The organism is Sphingomonas sp. GlSt437 (assembly GCF_048015635.2).
GTDB lineage: Bacteria > Pseudomonadota > Alphaproteobacteria > Sphingomonadales > Sphingomonadaceae > Sphingomonas.
In genome coordinates, this window is sequence record NZ_JBPGYA010000002.1 from 43,983 (window position 1) to 66,859 (window position 22,877).

Sequence of the window (22,877 nt, forward strand, 5' to 3'; positions counted from 1 at the left end):
CCGGGTCAACCGGCAGGGCCAGTTAAGCGATCAGAACTTGTAGGTAAACCCGGCCACGAACCGGCGGCCATAGGTCTGGTATTTCAGGTAAGCGAGCGGATCGTTGGCGCCCAGCGTGGCCGAGCGCGTATTCGTCAGGTTCTGGCCCTGCACATAAAGCGACAGCCCCTTGAGCGGCGATGATCCGCTGAAATCATAACCGATCTGCGCGTCATAGATCGTTTCAGCCAACACCTTCTGTCGATCAAGACCACCGCTGTAGAGCGAGAAGTCGCCAAGGTAGGATGAGCGATACCGCAGGCTGCCGCGGACGTTGAAGCCGTGCTTCTCGTAGAACGCCGTCAAGCTGCCGACCCAGTCCGAATAGCCGGGGATCGTTGTAATCTTGCCATTGAAGTCAGTGACGGCAGAGAAGGTGTATCCCGCGCCGCCTGTCAGACCAAAGCCCGAGAGCTTGGTCGAGAAAATATCGAACGGCACGGTGCCGGCGAATTCCGCACCATAAACTTCGCCACCATGCGTGTTCACGTTGCTGAACAGGTAGCCGATCGTCGATGGCGGCGTCGGGCCCGAGACGGGCGGGAAACCGGCATAGTCGAAAGTCGATGTGAAGCCACCAGCGATGTAGGTGTCGATCTTCTTGTAGAAGAGCTGGAGCGCGACATAGCCCTTGGTCGCGAAATACTTCTCGAAGTTCAGGTCAAAGGCCCAGGCTTGGTAAGGCCGCAACCGCGGGTTGCCGCCGCCGCCGGAATAGACGATCGGCGTTCTCGTCGTATCGACGCCATAGCTGATCACGTTATTCAAGTCAGGCAAGCGCGGCCGCATCATTTCCTTCGACACGGCAAGCCGGATTACGAAGTCGTCCGCCGTCCGCAAATTGATGTTCGCGCTCGGCAACACCATCCAATAATGGTCGGTCACCGTCGGGAAAGCCTGACCGCGCGACGTGACATCGGTGTGGATGGCTTGGACGCCAACGTTACCCGTCAATTCGCTCGACCCGACATGGCCGTTGAGGTTGGCCATGACAAAAGGCGTAACGACATCTTCCTTGACGCCATAACCTTTTGACGAACCGTAGGTATTCGCCGTGTAAACCAGGATGCCCTTGCCGACCAGCTGGCGCGGATCATACGCAATAATCGGGCCGAGGCCGCGATCCAGCGGAACCGGGGTGAGCAGAATGCTGCTCGGGATCGCCGCCGTGGAAGCGCCGCCGGGCGGGCTCAGATAGCCTTCTTGCGCCGTCAGGCTCTTGGTATGGGTCGTATAGTCGACACCGACCTTGATCGACTTCAGGAAGCCACCGATGTCGCGCTCGATTTCCCCGCGCGCTTCGACAAGGTCATCCTTCGTCTTGCGCAAATTGTCATAACCGGCCTGCACCGGCGACCCGCTCCAGCCCTCGACGTCGGTCAAGACGAGCGCCGAATTGGTGCCGTTGTAATTGCTCGTGAACTGCGGCCCCGTGGGCGTCGCCTTATACGACACAACCGCCGTCGCCGTGGGCAGGGCGCGCCCGAGGCCGGCCGTCGTCTGGAGCGATTCATCGGAACGGGTGGTGCGCGACCAGCTGACGTCGGCGACTGCCCGCCAGCCATTATGGTTGTCCCAAGCGCCATTCCACGCCAGCGAATATTGGTCGGCAACGCGATCGTTGGCGTAATTCTCGATCAAAGGGGTACCGGCGATCGTTGCTGCGGTCACCAAACCGAGGGAATCGGTGGTGACGTTCGAGATCGAATCGTGTCCGCAGAACCCGCCGCAGTTGAACGGCATTTCAAAGCCGCGCTGATTGATGCGATCGATATAGTGCGAATAGAAGCCATCGATCGACATCGTCAGGTCGTCGGTCACCCGCGCCTGAATCGTGCCGTTGGTTCCGATGCGCTTCAGCGTATCGGTCTCAACCCAGGTCTTGATGCCGTTCATGCCCTGGCCGCCACCGGGATAGCCGCCGAAGCCCCAGGCATTGAAGTCGTCGTTCGAATAGGGTTCTTCGGTATAGGCGGCCGACAAGGCGACGCCGATGCGATCATCGGCGAACTTGTCGACGAAGGTCGCATAGGCACGATAGCCAAGATTGCTGCCGTTGGGATCGAGCTTGTTGCCCGTGTAGGTGCCGCGCGCGCCGATCGCGAGCACACGGTGGCTCACATCGAGCGGGCGGATCGTCCGCAGATCGATGCTGCCGACCAGGCCGCCGGCGGTGTGATCAGCCTCGGCGGTCTTGTAGACATCGACGCCCGCCAGAATTTCCGACGGATACTGATCGAACTCGACGGCCCGGCTGTCGTTGGTGGTCGTCTGCTGGCGACCGTTCAACGTGGTGGTCGAAAAGTCCGGACCGAAACCGCGGATCGAAATGATGTTCGCGCGACCGGCGTTGCGCTGCGCCGAGATGCCCGGGAGGCGCGCGATCGATTCGCCGATGCCGTTATCGGGCAGCTTGCCGATGTCTTCCGCCGATACGGATTCGACGACGGTTTCCGACTTCTTCTTTTTCGCGGTCGCACTCTGCAGCGCGGCTTTGAACCCGGTGACGACGATGTCGTTGCCCTGATCGGCTCCTGGCGCCGCATCCGCCGCGGGCGCCTTCTGGCTCTGCGCCGCTGCCGGAACACCCCAAGCTGCGCCCAGCGCGATCACACTGGCGCCAAGAGCCAGCCGCTTGAAGCGAAGATTCGTCGAACGATTAGTCATTTGCCCCTCCTCAAGGCCCGTCCCGTCTTGCGCGGGTTAGGGCGGTTTAACTGTGGCCATTATGGCCATGTCATAAAATCTTCGCTTTGATGCGGGCCAACGCGTGGATTGTGAATAACTGCACATACGTATTCACTTGGCCCTTTCGCCGCTGCTGGCAGGGCTGTAGGTTGCGCGCCAAGCCCGATACAGGGCGGCGGAAGGGACCTGAACCAGGCCAATGAAAGAAAGGCCGACGTCGTTCGACATCGCGGCGCTCGCGGGTGTCTCGCAACCGACTGTCTCGCGTGCCTTGTCGGGCAGCCCGGCGGTGAGCGAGGCGACGCGCAAGCGGATCGAAGCGATTGCGCGCCAACTCAATTACACGGTCGACAAGAACGCCTCGAGCCTGCGTAAGCGCCAGTCGAAAACGCTCGCGCTGCTGTTCTTCGAGGATCCAACGGCGGATGACTCGCTCATCAACCCGTTCTTCCTGTCGATGCTCGGCTCGCTCACGCGCACTTGCGCGCTTAGGGGTTATGATCTGTTGACGTCGTTCCAGCAGATGTCCGCCAACTGGCACGTCGATTATGAAGACAGCCACAAGGCCGACGGCATCATCCTGCTCGGCTATGGCGATTATGAGCTTTATCGGGCGCGGCTTGAGGCGCTGGTGGCGCAGGGCACGCATTTCGTCCGCTGGGGATCGGTGCAAGCGGGTCAGCCCGGCGTCACCATCGGCTGCGACAATTTCGGCGGCGGGCTGATGGCGGGCGAGCATTTGATCGCCGATGGTCGGCGCCACATTGCGTTTCTGGGCGAAGCTTCGAGTCATTATCCCGAGTTCAATGATCGCTATCTCGGGCTCGCCGCCGCGCTCCGTGACGCCGGCCTCACGCCCGATCCTGCGCTGCGGGTTGACGCGCTGTCGACCGAGCAATCGGGCTATGAGGCTGCTGACATGCTGCTTGCCGCGAGCGAACGGTTCGACGCGATCTTCGCGGCGAGCGACCTGATCGCGATCGGCGCGATGCGCGCGCTGGAGGAAGCGGGGCGATCAGTGCCCGGCGATGTCGCGATCATCGGCTTTGACGACATTCCCGCCGCCAGCCTGACTCACCCGCCGCTGACCACCGTCGCCCAGGATTATCGTGCGGCCGGCGAGATGCTGGTCGATACGCTGCTCCAGCAGATCAGGGGCGATCCGGTCGAGAGCGTTTCGCTGCCCGCGCGCCTTATCGTCCGCCGATCGAGCGGTGTCGTCTCCGCGTGATGCGGACGACGCCGCGAAGACGGGCCGCGCAGCGCACCAAACGCCCCTGGCGCGCCGATCCGCGCTTGCATGGCGCCCCTGCCCCCGCCACCCTCGCGCGCGAGAAGGGCTCCCAAGCCCCCGCACCTGTTGGGAAGGACAAAATGCAGGAACGGCCGCGCCAGCCCTGGACCGGGCTTTGGAATATCTCGTTCGGATTCTTCGGTATTCAGATCGGCTTTGCGCTGCAGAACGCGAATATGAGCCGCGTCTTCCAGACGCTGGGATCGAGCCTCGATGACCTGCCGGCTTTGTGGGTCGCGGCCCCGCTGACCGGGCTGCTCGTCCAGCCGATCATCGGCCATATGTCGGACCGCACCTGGCTTGGCCGGCTGGGGCGGCGGCGGCCCTATTTCCTTACCGGCGCGATCCTGGCGACGCTAGCGCTGCTGGTGATGCCGCTTGCCCCTGCCCTGCTGTTCGCAGCGATGATGCTGTGGCTGCTCGATGCGTCGCTCAATATTTCGATGGAGCCGTTCCGCGCGTTCGTGGGCGATATGCTGCGCAAGGATCAGCACGCCGCCGGCTATGCGGTGCAGACCGCGTTCATTGGCGCGGGCGCCGTGGTCGGGTCGATCTTCCCGAAGCTGCTCGAACACTGGGGCGTCGCCAACACCGCCGCGCCAGGGGTTATTCCCGACACTGTCCGTTATGCCTTTTGGTTCGGCGGCGTCGCCTTGTTTGCTTCGGTCGCGTGGACGGTGCTGACGACGCGCGAATACAGCCCGGAGGAAATGGCCGCGTTCGACGGCGCTGCGGCGGAGGAAGCGCACGATACCATTCGCTTGCTTGCGGCAAGGACTTATAGCGCGAGCCTTGCCTGGATCGCAGCCGGCGCGGTGGTGATCGCCGCCGTGGCGGCCTTCGCGCTCAAAAAGGAAGTCTACCTGCTCGGCGCGCTGCTGATCGGCTATGGCCTTGCCAGCATCGTCGCCATTTCGCGCGCCAAGCGCGGCTCGGCGCCCTCGATCCTTGGCCATATCGTCGGCGATTTTTCGGGCATGCCGCCGCTGATGAAGCGGCTGGCGCTGGTCCAGTTCTTCAGCTGGTCGGCTTTGTTCATCATGTGGATCAACACCACGCCGGTGGTCGCGCAATATGCGTTCGGCGCGCCTGATCCCACCAGCGCGCGCTACCAGGAAGGCGCGAGCTGGGTCGATGTGATGTTCGGCACGTATAACGGTGTCGCCGCCATCGCCGCGCTCACCTTGCTGCCCTGGCTGTCCCGCCGCATCGGGCAAGCGCGCACCCATGTCGTCGGGCTGCTGTGCGGGGCAGCGGGCTATGCCAGCTTCTTGTTCATCCGCGACCCGCAGATGCTGCTGGCGAGCGAGATCGGCATCGGCATCGCCTGGGCGTCGATCCTCGCCATGCCCTACGCAATCCTCGCCTCCAGCCTGCCGCAGAAAAAACTCGGTATTTACATGGGGCTATTCAACGTCTTTGTCGTCATTCCACAGCTCCTGGTGGCAACCGTGATGGGGTCGATCATGAAGGCGTTCTTCCCGACCGAACCGATCTGGACGATGGCCTTTGCCGCCGGGGTGATGACGCTGGCCGCGCTCGCCATGTTGCGCGTCGACAACCGCGCGGCGGCCGTGGAATAAGCCGCACATGAGCCTCTCCCCCGTCGCGCGCTACGTCACGCTCGTCCTGTGTTTCGGCTTGTTGTGGCTCAGCGTTGACATGACGCATGGCGGCTTCTGGGGCACAGTCGCGGTCAGCATTCCCGTCCTGCTGATCATGCTCGGCCTGTGGGATCTGGCGCAGCGCCACCACGCCATCCTGCGCAATTACCCGGTGATCGGCCATGTCCGCTGGATGGTCGAGTTCATCCGGCCCGAAATCCGCCAATATCTGCTCGAAGCGGAAGACGAAGCGACGCCCTATTCGCGCGCGCAACGCAGTCTCGTCTATCGCCGCGCTAAGGGCGTCTCGTCGGATCACCCGTTCGGCACGTTGATGGATGTCTACGCGCCCGATTACGAATTCATCCAGCATTCGACGCGACCGATCGACGAAGCTGACCCCAAAAGCTTCCGCATCACCATCGGCAATGATCAATGCGGCCAGCCTTATTCCGCCAGCATCTTCAACATCTCGGCGATGAGCTTCGGCTCGTTGAGCGCCAACGCGATCCGCGCGCTCAACAAGGGCGCGAAGATGGGGAACTTCTACCACGACACCGGCGAAGGCTCGATCAGCCCCTATCACCGTGAGGCGGGCGGCGATCTCGTCTGGGAATTGGGCAGCGGCTATTTCGGCTGCCGCGATGAAGTCGGCCGCTTCGATCCCGACAAATTCGCGCGCCAGGCCACTGATCCCCAGGTCAAGATGATCGAGATCAAGCTGAGCCAGGGCGCCAAGCCCGGCCATGGCGGCATATTGCCGGCGGGAAAGGTGACGCGCGAAATCGCTGAAACGCGCGGCGTACCGCTGGGCCAGGATTGCATCAGCCCGGCGCGCCATTCCGCTTTCTCGACCCCGCTCGAGATGATGACGTTCATCAGCGACCTCAGGCGCTTGTCGCTCGGCAAGCCGGTGGGCTTCAAGCTCTGCATTGGCCACCCCTGGGAATTCATGGCGATCGTCAAGGCGATGCTGGCAACCGGCGTGACGCCCGATTTCGTCGTCGTCGATGGCGGCGAAGGCGGCACAGGCGCGGCACCCGTTGAGTTCAGCGACCATATCGGCACGCCGCTGCGCGAGGGCTTGTTGTTCGTCCATAATACGCTGGTCGGCGCGGGGCTGCGCGACAAGATCAGGGTGGGCGCGGCGGGGCGGATCGTCAGCGCGTTCGACATCGTCCGCGTGCTCGCGATCGGCGCGGATTGGGCGAATGCGGCGCGCGGCTATATGTTCGCGCTCGGCTGCATCCAGTCGCTGTCGTGCCACACCAACCAATGCCCGACCGGCGTCGCGACGCAGGACAAGCTCCGCCAGCGCGCGCTGGTCGTGCCCGACAAGGCCGAGCGCGTCCGCCGCTTCCATGACCGCACCGTGCAAGTGCTTGCCGACATGCTGGCGGCGGGCGGCATCGTCCATCCTGACGATCTGCAGCCGCACCACGTCTTCCGCCGCGTCACCGACACCCAAGTGCTGCCGCTCGCCGATGTGCTGGTGCTGCTCAAGCCCGGCTCGCTGCTCGACGGCAGCGCGACCGACCCCTCCTACCTCACCAACTGGAACCGCGCGCGTGCGGAGAGCTTCGATCCGGTGATGTGAGGCAGGTGGTCGGGGAGACAGGATTGCGCCTTTTCGCCCAACATTTTCTAATGATTTTAGAAGGTTAGCGACCGTTTTTCGGGTTACCTGCACCCTTACCAACACTCGCTTCACCACAGTTTCTGAACGGTTTGCCGTACCTCTGTGGTTGCAGGCAGTTCCGTGCTGTTCCAGCGCGTCATTATCATAACAAGCGCCGCGCACGTTGCAATCCCGAGCAGAAACGCCCCCAAAACCCACTTGTTTTGCCGGTCGGCAGTGCGCGCTGATTCGACAAATCCGGTCAGCTCGCGGGCGATCGCGACGAAGCTGTTTTCGGCATTTTGCAAGGACTGACGCTCGCTTGCCCTGGCCGTCGCACTCGCCGCATTAATTTGGGCTGCCAACTGGTCGGGCGTCACCATCAACGCCGGTGCCTCGCGCAGCTTGCGATAATGGCTTGCAAGCGCCTGGGTCGCGCCACGAATTTCAGCGAGTGTTTCGGTATAGTCGGGAATGTCGATCGTCGTAGGTGCCGCCGCAAGCTGCTGAACGGCAAGCCGCAGGGTCGTCACCTCCAATCGCAACGTATCGAACGCCATCGCCGCTGGATCGATCGTGCCGGTCGTCACACGCTCCTTTTCCATCGTCTGTCTCCTTTACATACCGATGCCGATGCCGAGGTCGCGTCCGCGACCAAGGCCGAGTTTTTCCTGAAGCTGATGGGCGATGCTGCCCGCGCCGCTGGCGCGAAGCCCAAGCTCGATCTTGCGATTGCGCAGCAGGGAATCGACCTGCGGGTCGCGCTCCAGGCTCCTGGCCATTGCTCCCATGCTGGCGGAAACGGCATCGGCGCGGCTGCGATTGCCGATCTGGAACGCCTGATCGCGCTGGCGGTGCAGCCGCTGCCAGTTCTCGACAAAGCGGTCCGCACGCAGGGCCGGGTTGGTGCGGATTTCACCCTCAAGCTGCATCGCGCGAATGGCGTTGGCGGTGCGCCCGCTTGCTGCTTGCCCGACAAGTTCGGGCTGGCGGCTGAACGCTGCGGACAGGTCTCTGCCCGCCTCGGGCCGGATTTCGTTCAATCCGGCGAACGCTTTCTCCCGCGCCGCAATCTGATGCGGCATGGGTTCGTGGCCCCTTTCGGTCGTGCGCTCAATCTCCGCCACTGCACGGGCATAGCGTTCAACACCGCGCCCAATGTCGAGCGGTCCAGCCTTCGGCCTGTGCTCAACGACAATGGCATGCTGCGGCTCGGGCGCGGGCCGAAAGCCCGCAAAAATACTCCTCGCCTTTTCCGGCACAATCTTGCGAACGATCTCCGTCACCCGCTCGCGGAACGAAATGCCGCGCCGCTCGGCAAAGACGCGTGCCGGATCAACCTCGCGCTCGCGGGCATAATCGAGCGCCATATCCTTGGTCCGTTCGCGCGACAGACTGCGGGCCAGCTTGCCAGCATCGGCAAAATCATTCTGGCCATAGTGCAGCGACACGGACTCCCGGTGGCGGGAAAGCGCCACATAGCTGCTGTGCTGGTCCATGCCCGGCGTCGCCAGAACGTAAGCGCGATCGACGGTGACGCCCTGCGATTTGTGGATCGTCGCGGCATAGCCGTGGTCGATATGGGCATAGGCCTTGATGTCGAACGCGACCCGGCGGCCATCATCCAGCGCCACGGCCATGCTCTGCCTGCTGACCGATTGCAGCGTGCCGAGGCTGCCGTTCTTCACGCCAAGCTCGCGGTCGTTGCGAAGGAACATCACGCGGTCGCCTTGGCCAAAGCTGCGCTCGCCACGCTCAACCTCGATGGCGATGTCTGAACCGAGTTCGCCACTGGCACGCAGCCGCTCACGCGCTGCCACATTGAGTTCGCGCACTTCATTATTGGTGTGGGTGAGGATGATGCGGCTGTCGCTGGGCGCGGCGATGCGCTCGGCATCCCAAGTGTCGATCAACGCGCCCCGCGCCGCTTCGCGCGTTTCGGCGGCGTGAACCATACCGCGCTCGGCATAGTCACGGAGCGCTTCCCCCGTCCGGCCGGTTGCGAGCTGGCGCGTGGCTTCACGCTGCCAATCCTGTTTCTGCCGCCTGATTTCGGTGATCTCGACTCCGCCCTGCCGCTCCGCAATCGAACGGAAGGCTGCGCCCGCTTCAATCGCCTGCAACTGCTGCGGGTCGCCAACCAGCACCAGTTTGGCTCCGGCCTGATTGGCCGCTGACAACAGGCTTTCCATCTGACGGGAGCCGATCATCCCCGCCTCGTCGATGACCAGCACATCACGCGACGTGAGCAATTCGCGGCCCTGCGCCCATTGATGCTCCAGGCTGGCGATGGTCCGCGACGGGATGGCCGAACCGGCTTCCAGGCCCTCGGCAGCGATACCGGACAGCGCCGCGCCGCGAACCTGATAGCCTCCCGCTTCCCACGCCTCGCGGGCGACACCCAGCATCGCCGACTTCCCCGTCCCGGCATAGCCAATGATGACAACCAGGTCTTTGCTGCCTGTAACGTGATCGAATGCCGCGCGCTGCTCGCCAGACAGGGCAAGGCCGCGCGCTTCCGCTGCTGCCAAAGCTCGGCTTTTGTCATGCTCACCAACGCGGTGGTGCTCACGATCAGCCATCGCCCGCGATGCGCGTTCAAGCCGCGTCTCGACCTCAATCATGCCGCGCGATGTGAAGCGGTCTTCGCCGCGCCCGTCCTTCCCCAGCGCGATCAAGTCGGGCGAAGCCTGCACCGCGCTCAAAGCACTATCGAACTGCTCTTTCCCCTCCGAATGACGATGCACGAACATCGCCAGATCGCGCTTGGTAAAGGTCGCCTGCTGCCGGGTGATCGCGTCCACCGCGATGCCGGGATTAGCGATGATCCGCTCGCCATTATGCCGGGCGATCTCGGCATGGTCGGCGATGCGCTCAAGCTCAAGGCCATCGCTCACCATGCGCGATGCGGCAGGGCCAATCTTGTTCTGCGGGGCAAGGTCGATGCCTTGTGCCTTGAGACTGCGGTGGTCGATGCTGGCATCGATGTCGAGCGTGGCTAGCCGTTCGTTGGCATGGCTCGCCCAGCGTTCGCGCCATTGCTCAAGCAGCTCGGTCTTGTTCCAGTCGCGGACCTTCGCGCCGAACTCGTCTTCCTTCACCTCGCGCATAGTGAGCATGACATGGGCGTGCGGCTTCGCCAGTCCGTCCACGCCCATATCCCAATGCACATTGACGTCGGCGATCATGCCCCGTTCGACAAATTCCGACTGCACAAAATCGCGGGCCAGCGCGATCCCCTGCTGCTGGTTCAATTCGCGCGGAATGGCGAACTCGATCTCGCGGGCCAGTTGCGCGTCCTTGCGCAGTTCGGTCGCTTCGACCTCATTCCATAAGGCTGATCGGTCGCCCATCCGTTCGGGCGCGCCATCGGGCAACATCACTTCGGAATGCACGACGCCCGATTTGTTGGTGAAGTCATGGTCGCGGTCGAGCCGGTGATCGTGCAGCCGCTCCGCCGAACGATAGGCAGCGGACGCCACTGCGCTCGATCCGTTGGCGCGGGAAATGACTCTGGCCGAGAAATGGTAGATCGCCATAACGGCAATCCAGTTACATCACTCAAGCAACGTCGGCACGACGTATAAGCGCGCCCTCACCGGATAAAATCCTGTTCGGGACCGCCGCGTGCCAGCGTGTTCCGGCAACAGGGAAGCCATTCCCACGGCTGCGATTTATGATGGCCCTATCACGAACCGATGGAGCCAAATATGCGCAAACCAAGAGATTTCGATTCGGAACTGCAAGCCCTGACCGAAAAGGCCAAGCAGCTCAAAAGCCGCAAGGTCCTGCAGCTTGGCGAGCTGGTCATCGCCACCGGAGCCGATGCGCTCGATCCCGAAACGCTGACCGGTGCGCTGCTCGGCCTGGTCAAATCCAAGGACACGAAAGAGCGGGAGGCGTGGCGGGCAAGCGGCGCGGCCTTCTTTCAAAGGCAGTCGCGCAAGGCTGGTGGTGGAATTTCGCCAGACAATAGCGGCAATCAAGCGAGCCAGGGCAATGACGAACCGCGTTGAAACCAGCCAGCGCCGCACCGACACCCGCCAATGGGTCGTCGATCGCCGCGAACGGACCCGCCATCTGATCGAACTTGGCGGGCTGGTGCAAAAGGCTGGGCTGGTGGAACTGACCGACGACGACCGCGCGGTGATGCTGGGCGCGTTCCTGGCGATTGCCGATAAGCTGCAAGGCGACAAACGGGACCATGCGCTCATGCTATGGCGGCGTCGCGGCAAACGGACATTTGACAGTGCTGACCAATAGCAATGCCTTATTACCCCACATCGCTTGGCTCAGTTTCCCTTTACGATTTCGACGATGACTTCGCGCGCAGATGGTCGCCCACCGTAAGATTTGCCCATAGCCTTCTGGGTCAACGCCAATGCGTCGAAAAGTTTTGGCGTGAAATCGCGGGAGCGTCCGAATCGTTCGGCTTTCAAGAACGCATTCAAATCACCGAAATGAGTATTCCGAAGAGCAGGCTCCTCATGAACACTGTCCTCGCTACCTTGGGTGAAATAGCCCTCGATAAGCTCCACGGCCTGGGTAATGAGTTCATTCTTGGCAGCTTCGTCATTCAGCACTTTTGCAAGCGCAAGTGACAATGACCGACTCGCAGTGGACATCTGCGCTCGGTTGAGGGTGTCCTTCAGCAAGGTTATGACAATCATATAGAATATGAAGCGGCTTTGACGCCGTGCTGGCGGGCCGCCGCGCCCAAATTTCAGCTGATCGGCTGCCTCTTGCAGAAGGTAGCATGCATACAAATCCTCGACGCCGAAAGTGTCCTCCCCGTCCTCCGGTAAAGCCGTGATGCGTTTGAAGACTGACCCTCCCGGGAGGAACGGCGGATTTTTGCCGAATGCCAAGCCGACTTCGCCAAACCAACCGGCCCCGTAAACCTTAATCAAGTCAGCCGCGTTGACATGGCGCTCGAACTGACGTGTTGCCGGATTTGCATTTTGCAATGCCTTCTGAGAATCCCAGCCACCGCGCTGAACTTCCAGATAGATGTCATAGTTCTCAGCCATGCCCTGTTTCCAGCCGCTGAAGTCACTCGACAGCGCCAAAAAGTCCTTCTCCCGGACGGCGTTCTGGCTATTGGTGTAGCGCGTAATTGCCTGTAGCAGCGGCTCCCCGGCAGACCCAACCTTGACGATTTTTGTGACTACGGCACCGTCATTGGCCCGAGCCTTCCATGCTTCGATTTCCGGGTTCACCCCGGTTCCACCGGCCCGGTAATGACGATGAAACACCTCCCAGATTGTTCGCGACGTCTGACATCCGTTCACGATGTAAGGTGCAACAAGCTCAACGGTGCCGTCCGCTTCGGTCCAATCCGAAGCGACAATAGTGATACCATTGTTGTAGAGGCCAAACCGCTCAGGCGCGTCTCGCAATGTCTCTTGCATCCCCTTGTTGACCTTGCCACGACCGCCAAGAAAGCGGCGAACATTCTTTTCGTAAATGCCGTCGAGATCCCCGGTCGTGTCGCGGTAATCGACCAGGAACTGGTAAAGATCAGTTAGCCGCGTCGAACCAACGAGGAGGTCAGTGCCGGACGGCACAAGGTGTGATCGAAGGGGAACGCGTAGCCCAACTTCCGGCGTTTCTTCGGCTAGGCGACTGTAGATCGTTTCAACTGAAATTGCTTCAACATCAAACATGCCACCGATATGTTCCCGGCCCATCGTGCGGATGTCGCCAAGGATAACTCGTTGGTCGTCCGTGAGCGCGCGCTCAGTGGCGAACACCATGATCAGTCGATCGTTCGGGCCTGCCTGAGAACGGAATACCGCGAGCCGTTCCCGCAGTCCTTCGGCCATCGAGTTAAGCCCGCTGCGCCGACCATCGAGCGTTTCGATGACCTTTTGTGCCTCAACCAGCAGGGTTCGCGTTCCCGCGAATGCGGTGCCGTGCTTGCTTTGGATCAGATACCAAGTGTGGCCTGGCTGCCCTTCGGCCTCGTCCTCGGGACCGACATCGAGAACCGCAAGGTCGATCCCTCCATCGCCCGCCCCGTCGCAATACACGATCTCCAACCCACTTTCAGGCGCGTCGAGCCATTGGCTCACGATCTTTTGGGCAAAGCGGCGGCCAAGTTCAGTTGTTGTTGGCGTCCCCTCCGTAACGCTTTCTCGCCATGACATCAGGAAAGAATCAAAGTCTGGCAGCGTCATCAAAAACAACTCCTATTGCATTGCAGCGGGTAGCGGTAACGTTGTCTAAACAATAGGCTAATTGGCGCCATGTGTTTCTTCAATTGCCACCACCGTGTCATACCCTCCGATGTGGGTCAGTCCCTCGTGGCTGTCGATGCCGGTATAGCGCAACGAGGCATCTTCGTAGCGGCGGAAGGCGAATACGGCCTCGTTCATCCGTTCGGTATTGAACACACGCAGCCGGACCAACAGGTTGAAGTCTTCCACCGTCAGGCCGGTCACGGTCAGGAACAGCTCCGGCTCGATCTTGGTGATCACGTCCACCAGCGTATTCTCACGAAAATCGGTCAGATACATGAAGGCCGGGATGCGGGTGGCGAACTTGATCAGCTTTTCCTGAATCTGCTTTCGCTTCGATTTGTATTCGCGCTCCTCGTCGCTCAGCTCTTTCTTCTCGGCCTTGCTCAGGTCGCCATCCTTGGCCTTCTTCTTGAGTTCCTTGACCTTGTCGCTCTTGTTGATGATCGTCTCAATCACATTGTCACCAAGCGCGCGCCAGCCCTCGATCCGTTCGACCGCCGCCATCGCTTCGGGATTGTCGAGCACACGGCGGAGCGTGTCGTTATCGACATTAACCAGCATCGCCGATTCCCACTTGCGGGCCAGCAAGGTCGCCGACGTGCCCGCCATCGCGATGTCGAGAATGCCCCCGGCGTCGATCTGCATCATGTTCGCGCCGTCATAGGCGAGCACCGGAAGGAACGAGACCAGGTCGCGTACCGCGTTTTCGGGGTTCGGCTCGCCAGGCGACAGCCCGATGCCATATTCGGAAATCTGGCGCAGCGCCCGCGTGGGCGCGAAGTCGAACACGAAACACACCGGTTTCAAAATGTCCTCGCGGGCAGGATCGTCGCCGTCCGGGTTCTTGATCGACCACGGCGACTGCACGCGGAACGCTGCCTGGAAATAGGTTTCGGGCGATTTCAGATTACGCAGCATCAGGATCGACGACCATTGCGGCACGGTCACGCCTGTGGTCAGTTTTCCGCAGGACAGCGTGATGGTCTTGCTTTCGAAGCCGCTGCCGATCGCCTCGCGCACTGGCGGTAGCGCCTCAAGCCCGATCCCGGCTCCGGTCCCGGCTGCAACGATCACATCATAATCGTGCCAAAAGACGTTCTGCCGCTCTTCAAGCAAATTGGCCATCGCCTGACAAGCCGCGACATTGGGCAAGAACCAGAAGGCGTGATTGAGATAGGGCAGCAAGCGCGTATCCGAATAGGGCAATGGCGGCCGGACGCCGGATTTCAGGCTTTCAAGCGAGCGGGGCGCGTCCGGGGCGTTGCGGATGACGTTCAGCCACTTCTGCACCTCGTCCTTGTGCTTGAAGTTCGCCAGCACCCCGGTGCCGGTTGCTGCGAAAAACTCGTTCAGGTCGAACTCGTCGAACTGGCCGCCGCTGGCGATAGTGGTGATCTCGTCGGGCACCTTGTAGGTCAGCAACCGCATTTGAGGCAGCGCGGCATAGGGATTACGCTCGCCGGGATGGGCGGCGTCCCATTCCGCCCGCGCGCGCTGTTCGTCGGTGTAGGTCCAGTTGAAAATTTGCTCCTCGATGAACTCACCGGTGGCGAGCGCCTTGAACGGGGTGCCGGACAGATAAAGGTAGGCCCGCGTGGTGATCGGCAGAAACTCGGCTTCGGCCTCGGACAGTTCGCCAAGGTCTTCGTTCACAACCTCCAGCTCGCCCGCATATTCCAGCTTGGTTTCTGCCTTGGCGACCGCTGCCTCTTCGCCCTCGAACAGCTCTTTCGCGGTATCCCGCCAGGCACCGAAATGATATTCATCGAACACAACCAAATCCCAATTGATCGTGTGAATCCATTCGTTGCGCGGCTTGATGTTGCCGGTCGCGTCCTTGCCCAACAAATCCTGAAATGATCCGAAATAGACGAGCGGCTTGTCCTTCGGCACGCCGCGCGGGTCGCCGCCCGTATTGCGGGACAGATACTGCCAGCCATCGAAATCCCGGTGGTTCTCAAGGTCCGCCGCCCAGGCATCTTCGACCGCTGGCTTGAACGTTACGACCAGCACGCGCTTGGCGGCGAGTTTCTTGGCAAGCTGATAGCTGGTGAAGGTCTTACCGAACCGCATCTTGGCGTTCCACAGGAAGCGCGGCACGGCCTTGGCGTCCTGATCCCAGCGCGATCGGTAATAAGCATAGGTCTGCTCGACCGCTTGAGCCTGTTCCGCGCGCATGGGAAAATCGTCGTAGTGCGTGCCGGTGAAGCGAAGCCCGCTTTTCAGCTCGGCGATCGCGGTTTTCACATCGGCGGGCGAACAGCGCATCCATTCCCGCGATGCGCCGATGACGACATTTTCGAAACCTTTTTGGATCAGCCGTTGGCGCACGTCGCTATCGCGAAACGCGCTGCCATCCTGGCGCTCGGCAAGGTCACTGATGTGCAGCGTATAGGCCTGTTGCATCTGCCCTTGGCTCTGGCGGATGCGGTCGTTGACGTCCTCCTGCGTCGTCTGCCCGACCTTGATCAGCCCGGCATAGGCGGCAGGCGGATCGTTCGGCGTCCATGCATAGATGCGCAGCCGCGCTTCTGGCTTAGGCGTCAGAATGCCGTCGATGGTAGGCTTGTTCATTTTCGCTGCGACTGTCAGCTTATGCCAAGGCAGAGGCCGTGATCCTCAACGAATGCCCACCACAGCTTCTTTGAGTTCACGCGAAAACGGTAATTTTGTCCTTGATAGGCCTTGAGCGAGTTTTCCACGTGATAGCCTTCCACCGCGAGTGAAATGGCCATGCCGGGGTCGTTGAAGTAAACGCGCAACTCCGCGCCCCATTTGTTGGGCTGATTTTGATAATGAACCGGATTGCCTGTCGTTACGGCTTGACCCGTCGCGGCTTGGTATCGCTGCTCAAATTTTGCCTGGGCGCGAGGAGCGACCTCTGCCTCAAGCAATAAGCCATGCGTTCCCTGGATTGCATAATTGGACATCATTCACCCCCCAATTCGGACGACCAGCTTCAAGCGAAGGGTCTTATCTTCAAATCAATGAAGCTAATCTCTTCATCAGTGAGACCAAAACGAAGAGCGAGCGCACTGTCAGTCCAAGTTTCATTCATGTCGAGCACAGGAACAAAGTCATACGCCGACTTGGTTAAATGGTGCGAATAAATGAATTGGGAAACGAGAAAACGGAAAAACTTTGTTTTCATGTATTCGATAAGATTTCTAGCGTGCTCCTCTGATTCATACGCTCCAATGACGAGATACGTCTCGGTGCATATCATACCTGGTGGCATCACATCGATTTTCGAAAAGACCTTCCTTCGTCCGTCTTTTCCGGGGTTTCCGGCGTGATCGTATGCAACGTAAGAGGTAATGACCTTCCACTTATCAATTAAGTCGATACCTACGGTGATCTGGTCACGCTCATATGGCCCCTCGCCCTTTTCCCATCGAAGAACCAAATCTCCACTTTTCAATGGCCGGGCATTTGTCGGTAAGCCAAACGGCTTTCTGCTCGAAACTTGCTCGCTCATCATGCTTGTCGAGGCAGCAAGGACTTTACGGATAATCGGAACAGCAGCGCTATGTCGAACAAAAGTCGGAAACTCATCCAACTTGCGCTCAGCTTGGCTTTCGAAGGAGTCGCCAACAATGTTGGTGACGGTGCAAGGACCGCGCTCGTCTCTATCCCATAGAAAGTAACAAACGCCCCCAGCCAGATCGACTCCCGGAAACGCATCGGTCGCATTTTCAAAATCTACGAGTTTCCGCAGCCGGTCGTCGCCAAGCATTTCCGATCGAAAATCACCTAATCCCTTACCGCCTCCAAACCAACGTGAGGGCACGACCATAGACAGAAAGCGCGGCTCAAGCTGTTTCGCTTGAGCAATGAATTTCTGATAAATCGGAGAAGCGCTTACTCCGTGCCCGCCATCATTCAACTGATATGGTGGATTTCCAATTATTACGTCGAAATGCATTTTTCCTCCAAACAGTTGGCCTAGGCGCTGCCTGACATCGTCGGCGTGGATAAAAGCGTAAGCATGGCTTTCTTGATCATCGCCACGGTCGAATGCACTTTCGTTTGCGCCGCAAAACTTACACCTGCCGCCAGACCAGGTATGCTCCAACCGCTCGAACCAAATATTCCCATCATCATCGTCAAAGCTCTTGGCCACCGAATGCGGGCCGGTCGCGTGTTTCGAGCAATAGAGGCTCCGTCGCGCCAGCAGGCTGGTCAGCTTCGTGATGGCGATGCCGAACACCTGTTTTGTCAGGATGTGATCCACGCGGGTTTGCAGGTCCGGGATTTCCGTCTCAAGGCCCGCGATCAACCGCTTGGCGATCTCGCGCAGGAACACGCCTGATTTGGTGCAGGGATCGAAGAACGTGACCTTGCTATCCGCCCATATGTTTGCGCCGCCATTTGCCGCCGCCCACGCCTCTGCCAGCGTATCGAGCATCCGACCTGCAAATTCCGGCGGGGTGAAGACCTCGTCATTCGACAGATTGGCAATGCAACTCAGCACGTCGGGATTGCGCCCGGTAAGGATGAAGCGCGCCTGTTCCGTCATACTTGGCCTTCGCGTAGTTGCTGCGCAGAAATGAACACCGTCTTGCCACTAAGAACGACGACGATACCAGTGTCTGTTTCGATCGCTATTCGTCGGGCTTCTGCAGCGGCTCGCTTTAGAGCCTCAAGTGCGCCGCGCACAAATTCGGGAACGTCCGCCGCCGAAATGTCGCCGATTGGTGCGTTAACAGGATTACTCATCCGTTGCCATCCGCTGCCGCCAGCTCCGCCACCCGCATCGGCGGGTAACTTTCGACGGGCTGGAAAATCTCATGGCTCCCAAGATGCGCGAACAGCGTGCGTTCTTCGCGGAACGAGGACATGCCGGTGAGCACATCAAGCCGGAAATCACGGCGCTGGAACTTGCCCTTGCCGATATAGCCCCATTCGACGATCGTGATCGGGCCGCCGTCCGCATTCTTCATGGTCATCGCGTCGCCGTGGATCAGGTTCAGCGACAGGACGTGACCAGCGGCGCGATACAGCTCATCCTGTTCATCGAGCCGCAGATACTGCGCGAACACCGCGAGCATGTTGGCGCGGCATTCGACGATGTTGTCCGCCAACAGCTCGATCCCGTAGCAGCAGGTGAGCGCCAGCAACGCGAAGTGGCGCTTATCGAAATCGCTCTTGCCGTATCTGGCCTCAACGGCCGCCAGCTTGCGTTGCAGGATCGGCACAAGGAAATTGCCGCTGCCACAGGCGGGTTCAAGAAACCGGCTGTCGATCCGTTCGGTCTCGCCCTTGACCAGATCGAGCATCTTTTCGACCAGCCAGGGCGGGGTAAACACCTCGCCATGATCGGCGACGCGCTTCTTCGATTTGATCAGCTTGTCGGATTTGAACAGCGGTCCTTCGTCGCGAATGGCGTCGAATTCGGGTTGCTGCGGTTTGATGCCGACTGGTTCTACGGTCCGGCCAATCCGGTGAATGGTTTCAAGTGACCGGATGACGTGGGCGGGCGGCTTCGCTCGGCCATTTTCCCATTCACATACCAACTCGGGCAGCACGCCAAATTCCGTTGCGACATCGGCAACGGACAGCCCGGCTTCCATGCGGCATGTCGCGAATGTCGTGGTGTCGCTCATGCTGCCTTACAGCGTCGCAGCCGTGCTGGCGTCGTTCGGCAAACCCTGGAAACGCATCACCTTTATCTCCCCCTCGCGCTTACGCGCCTGGGCGATGTCATAGCTGTTCTGCATCCGCATCAACGTGTCCATCGACACGCCGAACGCCTTCTCGATCCGCAGCGCCATTTCGGAGGAAAGCTGCGAATGCTCGTTGAGCAAGGTCGAAAGCGTCGCGCGGGTAACACCTAGCGCCTGTGCTGCCGCCGTCACCGACAGGCCCAGCGGCTCGATAATCTCGGACTTCACGAACCCGCCCGGATGGGCCGGGTTCTTCATGCGGATTCCTGCAATCGCGCTCATGGCCAGCTCCTAATGGTAATCTTCATAGTCGAGGTCGATGATCTCGATCTCTTCCCGGTCGATCCGAAACGTCATCCGCCAGTTCTTCGTCACAAACAGGCTCCAGGTTCCTTTGCGGTCGCCGGTCAGCATATGCGCTTTCCAGCTCGGCACAGTCCGCAGTTCCTCTTCGCGCTCCATGTCCTGGAGGAAGGAAACGATGCGCTGAACCTTGGCAACGACGGCGGGCTGCAACCCGCTGGCGTCATCTTCCTCGATGAAGCGCCGCAACCCTTTGTGGATCACGTTCCTGATTCGCATCGCTTCTCCTACTGATTTCGGCGTTCGGCGTCAAGTGACGCTATACAGGCAATCCCGCCGGATGCACTTATCTCTTCGCTGCACTTCGATGCACCAGAAATGTCCTTTTCGTGCAGCGTGAAATGGCAAAGATTGTTCGCAGGGGGTGCCATCGACACGCAAGCAATGGAACCACGAACATGCCCGAACCAGACCGTATCATTCGCCTCAAAACCGTCCTCGACCGGACCGGCCTGTCCCGCTCGACCATTTACCGCAAAATCGCCGAGGGGACGTTTCCGCCGCAATTGCGGATCAGCGTCAACGGCGCTGGCTGGAGCGAGGCGGAAATCAACCGCTGGGTGTCCAATCCGGCGGCCTACCGCCCCGCATCGGCCAATCACCTGGCCGCCTGAACGTTGCCGCTCAGGCCTGCCTTCTCGGCGCGCTCGAGATAATCGGCCCACCACTGCATCATGATGCGCCGGTGGGCCAGATATCGGGCTGAGTTGTAGGCCGCGCGAACGCCGCGCGCGACATGCGCCAACTGTACCTCGATCCAATCCGGTTCAAACTCGCCGGACTCGTTCAGCACGGTGCTGGCCAAGCCGCGAAAGCCGTGAACGGTCGCCTTGCCGCGCAACCCCATACGATAGAGGATGTCGAGCATCCGGTTCTCGCTGATCACGTCGCTCTTGCTGGTGGCGACGGGGAACAGGAACTTGCCCAGCCGGGCATTGCCAGCGGTCCGAAACACGTTTGCGGCCTCGATCTCCTTGAGCAGGGCAACAGCCTGTCGCGACAGTGGCACTAGGTGCTCGCTCCGCATCTTCATTCGGTCGGGGGTTATCCGCCAAAGCGGCTGATTGCCGTCCAGCCCTTCAATCTCGTTCCAGGTCGCAAAGCGCGTCTCCTGCGTCCGGACCATCGTTAGCATGGTCCAGCGCAATGCCAGATGACTCATCCGCATCCCTTCGTCCTGCGCCAACTTGGCGAAGAACTGGGGCAGGTCGCGCGCATCGACCCTGGCCCGGTGCTTGACCGGTGCCGGACGCATCATTGCGGGCGCAATGTCACGGCTGGGGTCACTCCGGCACCGCTGTGTCGCGATCCCATAGCGGAAGACTTCGCCGACGTGATTTCTGATGCGATGGGCCATTTCAACCGAACCGCGCTGCTCGATCTTGCGCAACTCGGTCAGCAGCATCACCGGGTCGATGTCGCCGATTGGCACGGAGCCTAGCCCCGGAAAAATGTCCTGCTCCAGCCGGGTGCGGGTGATCCGCGCATATCGCTCGGACCAGACCTTCGACCGGGTATGGAGCCATTCGCGAGCGACGATCTCAAATGCGTCCTGGCCCTTTGCCGCCAGCGCTTTCTTTTCGGCTTTCCGGATGGCGCTCGGATCGCGTCCCTCCAGCAATTGTCCCTTGACCTCATCGCGCCACTTGCGCGCGTCCGCCAATTTCACAATCGGATAAGGTCCGCCAGAAAGCAGGTTTTGTTTGCCCGCATATCGATATGTCAGACGCCAGAGCTTTTTGCCGTTGGGCATGACGAGGATGAACAAGCCTCCGCCATCGGCGTGCTTGGTCGGTTTGGGTCCAGCCTTCAGGCTGCGGATCATTGCATCGCTAAGCATGCAGGTAACTTAGCGCAATGGAGGTTCAGCACCAAAATTCCTACCCACAAATTGCAGGTAACTGGTGAGATTGGCTGAAATCGCTTGAAAATGGATGACCCAACTAAGCAATTGAAAATAAACGTCTTTCAGGACATTGTGCGCAAAACTGGGACGTGCTGGGAAAGAAAATGGTCGGGGAGACAGGATTCGAACCTGCGACATCTTGCTCCCAAAGCAAGCGCGCTACCGGGCTGCGCCACTCCCCGACGCGGGGGGACCCTTAGGGGAGTGAGGAAGGGATAGGCAAGCAGCTTTACAAACCACCCCCGGCGTTCGCTTCGCTCACTTGGGAATTTTCGGCACGCCCGTGCCCCGCACGGGCTCTTCGGCCGAAAATTGGTGGGCCCGGCAGGACTTGAACCCGCAACCTAGCCGTTATGAGCGGCCAGCTCTAACCAGTTGAGCTACAGGCCCACGCCGCGCGACGGTTAGCCGAGCCGCCCCGCCCCAGCAAGGCCCGCATCCGCCGCGGCGATCAGCGCATCGAGCCCGATCGGCGCGATGCCGAGCCGCGCCATCAGCGCGAAAGTGGCGTCCCACCATGCCCAGAATGCCTTCAGGTCAGCGGCATCGCGGACATAAGGCGTGTGCCCTGGCACCAGCGACGGCGAGTGGAACGAAAAAGCGAGCACGCGCACCCCCTGCCCCACCGCCACCCGGATCGCTTCGAGCGCATCGGCAATCGGCATGCCTTCAGGCGTCAGCGCGATGCGGGAGGCGAGGCCTGTTCGAGCCAACAATCCGCGCGCGGCCGGAACGGCGGAGGCAGCGCGATAGAGCGACGGCGCTTGGTCGCCCAGCAACCCCGTGAACACCGTGGTCAGCGGCAGCTCGATCACCCCGCCGGCCCGATCGGCCCAATAAGCGTGCGGCCCGACATCGCGGAAATCGGGGCCACCTTCCGCCAGATAGTCGTGCCCCGCGCGCACCGAGCTATCCAGGCGATAGCCGCGCGATGCCAGCAGCCGGAGGGTATTCGGGCCAATACCATAACGACCGGCGCGATACGCCGTTGGTCGCTTGCCGAACGCGGCAGCAATCGCCTCGGTCAATGCATCGAGCTTCGCTGCCTCCAGCGCTTCGGGCAGGTTACCCGGGAAACTATTGGCCGGCGTCACTGCCTCGTCAAACGGCGGATTGACCCAGGGGTGGAGCTGCGTGCCGATCGCGCTTTGGGGGTGATCGGCCAGGATTGTCCGGATCAGGTCGATCGCGTGGGGGTCGGTTGCGACCGGGTGATCGACGATCATCGCCCATGGCGCCCCCCAGCCGGCAAAGCGCCGCGCCGCATCGGGGAGTGCCGCGACCGCCGTCGTCGCCCGATTGTCGCGTGACAAAGGCTGGCGCCAGTCAAATTCCTCCTCGGTATCGACGAAGATCAGCGCGCGCGTGCCGAAATCGGCAGGCCAGGCGATCAGCGCGTCGCGCGCCGGCGGCGCAACGCGATGGCCGCGCGGCGTGGTTGCCCCCTCGCTCACCGG

At 60.8% G+C, this 22,877-nt stretch carries 19 protein-coding genes and 2 tRNA genes; 6 read left to right on the forward strand and 15 right to left on the reverse strand.

The window, feature by feature from the left end:
- Positions 1-30 precede the first annotated feature (30 nt).
- Entirely contained in the window at positions 31-2,706 is a 2,676-nt protein-coding gene (locus tag ACLB0R_RS09710; protein ID WP_416643881.1) for a TonB-dependent receptor, read from the reverse strand.
- 220 nt (positions 2,707-2,926) lie between these two features.
- On the opposite strand from ACLB0R_RS09710, the gene ACLB0R_RS09715 reads away from it, so the two are divergent.
- From ACLB0R_RS09715 to ACLB0R_RS09725, 3 genes are all read left to right on the forward strand, one after another.
- Complete coding sequence (locus ACLB0R_RS09715) at positions 2,927-3,958, forward strand: LacI family DNA-binding transcriptional regulator (protein WP_416643880.1); 1,032 nt, start codon at positions 2,927-2,929, stop codon at positions 3,956-3,958.
- A gap of 143 nt (positions 3,959-4,101) precedes the next feature.
- Positions 4,102-5,604: an MFS transporter gene (locus tag ACLB0R_RS09720; RefSeq protein ID WP_416643879.1), complete on the forward strand. Its 1,503-nt coding sequence runs from the start codon at positions 4,102-4,104 to the stop codon at positions 5,602-5,604.
- A 7-nt stretch (positions 5,605-5,611) separates the two neighbouring features.
- The gene (locus ACLB0R_RS09725) at positions 5,612-7,222 is read left to right on the forward strand and encodes an FMN-binding glutamate synthase family protein (protein WP_416643878.1); all 1,611 of its coding nucleotides are present in this window, start codon (positions 5,612-5,614) and stop codon (positions 7,220-7,222) included.
- Between the two features lie 110 nt (positions 7,223-7,332).
- Here the strand turns inward: ACLB0R_RS09725 and ACLB0R_RS09730 are convergent, their stop codons facing one another.
- Positions 7,333-7,848: a hypothetical protein gene (locus tag ACLB0R_RS09730; protein WP_416643877.1), complete on the reverse strand. Its 516-nt coding sequence runs from the start codon at positions 7,846-7,848 to the stop codon at positions 7,333-7,335.
- A gap of 12 nt (positions 7,849-7,860) precedes the next feature.
- Positions 7,861-10,782 carry a Ti-type conjugative transfer relaxase TraA gene (gene traA / locus ACLB0R_RS09735; protein ID WP_416643876.1) on the reverse strand — a complete coding sequence of 974 codons (2,922 nt, stop codon included), beginning with the start codon at positions 10,780-10,782 and terminating at the stop codon, positions 7,861-7,863.
- Positions 10,783-10,953: 171 nt separating this feature from the next.
- Here traA and ACLB0R_RS09740 point away from each other — a divergent pair, with 171 nt between their 5' ends.
- Positions 10,954-11,259 (forward strand): conjugal transfer protein TraD, encoded by a 306-nt coding sequence (locus ACLB0R_RS09740; protein ID WP_416643875.1) that lies wholly within the window; start codon positions 10,954-10,956, stop codon positions 11,257-11,259.
- Positions 11,243-11,506, forward strand: coding sequence for a conjugal transfer protein TraD (locus ACLB0R_RS09745; RefSeq protein ID WP_416643874.1), 264 nt, complete (start codon positions 11,243-11,245; stop codon positions 11,504-11,506). Before ACLB0R_RS09740 ends, ACLB0R_RS09745 begins: the two co-directional genes overlap by 17 nt.
- A 29-nt stretch (positions 11,507-11,535) precedes the next feature.
- Here ACLB0R_RS09745 and ACLB0R_RS09750 read toward each other — a convergent pair whose 3' ends face one another.
- From ACLB0R_RS09750 to ACLB0R_RS09785, 8 genes are read right to left on the reverse strand one after another with little or no spacing between them, the layout of a single operon-like run.
- The gene (locus tag ACLB0R_RS09750; protein ID WP_416643873.1) at positions 11,536-13,422 is read right to left on the reverse strand and encodes an AIPR family protein; all 1,887 of its coding nucleotides are present in this window, start codon (positions 13,420-13,422) and stop codon (positions 11,536-11,538) included.
- Between the two features lie 57 nt (positions 13,423-13,479).
- Positions 13,480-16,059 (reverse strand): DEAD/DEAH box helicase family protein, encoded by a 2,580-nt coding sequence (locus ACLB0R_RS09755; RefSeq protein WP_416643872.1) that lies wholly within the window; start codon positions 16,057-16,059, stop codon positions 13,480-13,482.
- Between the two features lie 14 nt (positions 16,060-16,073).
- On the reverse strand, positions 16,074-16,415 hold the full coding sequence (locus tag ACLB0R_RS09760) for a hypothetical protein (RefSeq protein ID WP_434953831.1): 342 nt from the start codon (positions 16,413-16,415) through the stop codon (positions 16,074-16,076).
- Positions 16,416-16,444: 29 nt separating this feature from the next.
- The gene (locus ACLB0R_RS09765; RefSeq protein WP_416643870.1) at positions 16,445-18,004 is read right to left on the reverse strand and encodes an Eco57I restriction-modification methylase domain-containing protein; all 1,560 of its coding nucleotides are present in this window, start codon (positions 18,002-18,004) and stop codon (positions 16,445-16,447) included.
- The gene (locus ACLB0R_RS09770) at positions 18,001-18,204 is read right to left on the reverse strand and encodes a hypothetical protein (protein ID WP_416643869.1); all 204 of its coding nucleotides are present in this window, start codon (positions 18,202-18,204) and stop codon (positions 18,001-18,003) included. Before ACLB0R_RS09770 ends, ACLB0R_RS09765 begins: the two co-directional genes overlap by 4 nt.
- Positions 18,201-19,091, reverse strand: coding sequence for a hypothetical protein (locus ACLB0R_RS09775; RefSeq protein ID WP_434953832.1), 891 nt, complete (start codon positions 19,089-19,091; stop codon positions 18,201-18,203). Before ACLB0R_RS09775 ends, ACLB0R_RS09770 begins: the two co-directional genes overlap by 4 nt.
- A 6-nt stretch (positions 19,092-19,097) precedes the next feature.
- On the reverse strand, positions 19,098-19,433 hold the full coding sequence (locus ACLB0R_RS09780; protein WP_416643868.1) for a HigA family addiction module antitoxin: 336 nt from the start codon (positions 19,431-19,433) through the stop codon (positions 19,098-19,100).
- A gap of 9 nt (positions 19,434-19,442) precedes the next feature.
- Positions 19,443-19,733, reverse strand: a complete 291-nt coding sequence (locus ACLB0R_RS09785) for a type II toxin-antitoxin system RelE/ParE family toxin (RefSeq protein WP_416643867.1) — start codon at positions 19,731-19,733, stop codon at positions 19,443-19,445.
- Between the two features lie 179 nt (positions 19,734-19,912).
- On the opposite strand from ACLB0R_RS09785, the gene ACLB0R_RS09790 reads away from it, so the two are divergent.
- Positions 19,913-20,128 carry a helix-turn-helix transcriptional regulator gene (locus tag ACLB0R_RS09790; RefSeq protein WP_416643866.1) on the forward strand — a complete coding sequence of 72 codons (216 nt, stop codon included), beginning with the start codon at positions 19,913-19,915 and terminating at the stop codon, positions 20,126-20,128.
- On the opposite strand, the gene ACLB0R_RS09795 is transcribed toward ACLB0R_RS09790, so the two are convergent.
- From ACLB0R_RS09795 to ACLB0R_RS09810, 4 genes are all read right to left on the reverse strand, one after another.
- Positions 20,113-21,339, reverse strand: a complete 1,227-nt coding sequence (locus tag ACLB0R_RS09795; RefSeq protein WP_416643865.1) for a tyrosine-type recombinase/integrase — start codon at positions 21,337-21,339, stop codon at positions 20,113-20,115. The two genes, ACLB0R_RS09790 and ACLB0R_RS09795, sit on opposite strands and share 16 nt — an antisense overlap.
- Before the next feature lie 186 nt (positions 21,340-21,525).
- Positions 21,526-21,602 (reverse strand) — tRNA-Pro (locus ACLB0R_RS09800).
- Between the two features lie 131 nt (positions 21,603-21,733).
- A tRNA-Ile gene (locus tag ACLB0R_RS09805) sits at positions 21,734-21,810 on the reverse strand.
- Between the two features lie 14 nt (positions 21,811-21,824).
- The gene (locus ACLB0R_RS09810; RefSeq protein ID WP_416643864.1) at positions 21,825-22,874 is read right to left on the reverse strand and encodes a polysaccharide deacetylase family protein; all 1,050 of its coding nucleotides are present in this window, start codon (positions 22,872-22,874) and stop codon (positions 21,825-21,827) included.
- Positions 22,875-22,877 lie beyond the last annotated feature (3 nt).

Coding starts and splice junctions, on each gene's coding strand:
- ACLB0R_RS09720 (WP_416643879.1), top strand. CDS start 4,102: ATGCAGGAACGGCCGCGCCAGCCCTGGACCGGGCTTTGGAATATCTCG.
- ACLB0R_RS09795 (WP_416643865.1), bottom strand. CDS start 21,339: ATGATCCGCAGCCTGAAGGCTGGACCCAAACCGACCAAGCACGCCGAT.
- ACLB0R_RS09765 (WP_416643870.1), bottom strand. CDS start 18,004: ATGACGGAACAGGCGCGCTTCATCCTTACCGGGCGCAATCCCGACGTG.
- ACLB0R_RS09775 (WP_434953832.1), bottom strand. CDS start 19,091: ATGAGCGACACCACGACATTCGCGACATGCCGCATGGAAGCCGGGCTG.
- ACLB0R_RS09725 (WP_416643878.1), top strand. CDS start 5,612: ATGAGCCTCTCCCCCGTCGCGCGCTACGTCACGCTCGTCCTGTGTTTC.
- ACLB0R_RS09750 (WP_416643873.1), bottom strand. CDS start 13,422: ATGACGCTGCCAGACTTTGATTCTTTCCTGATGTCATGGCGAGAAAGC.
- ACLB0R_RS09785 (WP_416643867.1), bottom strand. CDS start 19,733: ATGCGAATCAGGAACGTGATCCACAAAGGGTTGCGGCGCTTCATCGAG.
- ACLB0R_RS09770 (WP_416643869.1), bottom strand. CDS start 18,204: ATGAGTAATCCTGTTAACGCACCAATCGGCGACATTTCGGCGGCGGAC.
- ACLB0R_RS09710 (WP_416643881.1), bottom strand. CDS start 2,706: ATGACTAATCGTTCGACGAATCTTCGCTTCAAGCGGCTGGCTCTTGGC.
- ACLB0R_RS09755 (WP_416643872.1), bottom strand. CDS start 16,059: ATGAACAAGCCTACCATCGACGGCATTCTGACGCCTAAGCCAGAAGCG.
- ACLB0R_RS09740 (WP_416643875.1), top strand. CDS start 10,954: ATGCGCAAACCAAGAGATTTCGATTCGGAACTGCAAGCCCTGACCGAA.
- ACLB0R_RS09790 (WP_416643866.1), top strand. CDS start 19,913: ATGCCCGAACCAGACCGTATCATTCGCCTCAAAACCGTCCTCGACCGG.
- ACLB0R_RS09745 (WP_416643874.1), top strand. CDS start 11,243: ATGACGAACCGCGTTGAAACCAGCCAGCGCCGCACCGACACCCGCCAA.
- ACLB0R_RS09730 (WP_416643877.1), bottom strand. CDS start 7,848: ATGGAAAAGGAGCGTGTGACGACCGGCACGATCGATCCAGCGGCGATG.
- ACLB0R_RS09715 (WP_416643880.1), top strand. CDS start 2,927: ATGAAAGAAAGGCCGACGTCGTTCGACATCGCGGCGCTCGCGGGTGTC.
- traA (WP_416643876.1), bottom strand. CDS start 10,782: ATGGCGATCTACCATTTCTCGGCCAGAGTCATTTCCCGCGCCAACGGA.
- ACLB0R_RS09780 (WP_416643868.1), bottom strand. CDS start 19,433: ATGAGCGCGATTGCAGGAATCCGCATGAAGAACCCGGCCCATCCGGGC.
- ACLB0R_RS09760 (WP_434953831.1), bottom strand. CDS start 16,415: ATGTCCAATTATGCAATCCAGGGAACGCATGGCTTATTGCTTGAGGCA.